This window comes from Corallococcus sp. CA054B, from assembly GCF_003611625.1.
Taxonomy (GTDB): Bacteria; Myxococcota; Myxococcia; order Myxococcales; family Myxococcaceae; genus Corallococcus; species Corallococcus coralloides.
In genome coordinates this window covers 1-1,104 of sequence record NZ_RAVY01000405.1, presented here as the reverse complement: position 1 = coordinate 1,104, position 1,104 = coordinate 1, and the positions used below count along the sequence as shown (strand labels likewise).

Annotated in this window: 1 protein-coding gene; it reads right to left on the bottom strand. The window is 65.1% G+C overall.

Going from position 1 to position 1,104, the window contains the following annotated elements; genetic code table 11:
• A partial coding sequence (locus D7V80_RS41030) for an IS4 family transposase (RefSeq protein WP_233586103.1) occupies positions 1-1,100 on the bottom strand: 1,100 nt, incomplete at its 3' end.
• Positions 1,101-1,104: the final 4 nt, after the last annotated feature.

Sequence of the window (1,104 nt, the reverse complement as noted above, 5' to 3'; positions counted from 1 at the left end):
GCTTCTCGGAAGACGGCGTGCTCGCGAACGAGTTGTGCGAATCGCTCCACCAACGGGCGGAGTCGTTCATCGCTCATGCGCGGCATGGCCATGAAATAGTAGGTGCCTTGGGTGAAGAGCGAGTGCGTACGCCGTTTCACCGTATTCACCTTCAAATGCTTGTCGTACCCCAGTGCCTCCCCCGCGGCTCCCAGCAGCGTCAGAAGGACCTGGGCCAGGGCGCTGATGAGCAGCAACCGGTCTCGACGCTCGGGTGTCTTCACGCGCACCTGCTTCAGACCCATGCCGAACTTGAGGTCCTTCACGTCCCGGAACGTCTCCTCGATGGTGAATCTCCGGGCGTAGACGTCCAGCACCTCCTGGGCCGTGGCTTCCGTGAGGCTGGTGGCCAGGCACCAGGAGTCCTTCATGCCCTTGCGTTTCACACACACCACGGCCCCTACCTGCGCCATGGCTGCGGTGACGCGTGCGCCTCGGAGCACCTTCGCGCGTCCGCCTTCTGGGACCCACTCGGCCGCGCGCTTCGTCTGCTCATCCTCGGACGTGACAAGCATGTCCGCACGGAAACGCACCACGTACTCGAAGCCCAGTTGCCGCAGCAGCGCGTAGAACTTCGCATCCGCGAAGCCCCGGTCCGCGACCACCGTCACCTTCACCTCGGAGGCAATTATCTCGCGCAGTCGCTGAAGCGTCTGGTCCTCCACCAGTTGCCGGTTGCCCACGGAGGCGGACTTCACCAGCGTCGTCCACAAGAGCGGCGTGGCCCGCCCATGCCGGGTGATGAGGCTGGCCACGAGCGTCTCCTGGTCGTCCTGCTCGAAGTCCGTCCAGTCCAGCGCGATGACGGCCTCGCTCCGCTCCGCCAGCACGAAGGGCACCCAGGACGCGAAAAGCTTCCAGACGTCGAAGCCCCCATTCGACAGCAGTCGGTCCACCTGCTTCACCGCGTGCTTGGACGTGACGTCCTCTCCACGCGCCCACGCCATGGCCTTGCCGATGGCCGCCACCGACAGGCTCGCCGCCTGCACCGCCCCCAGCGTCGCGTGCGACAGGGAGAGGATTCGTTTGACGTGCAGGTCCTCCTCGAACACTTCCGTCAGGAAC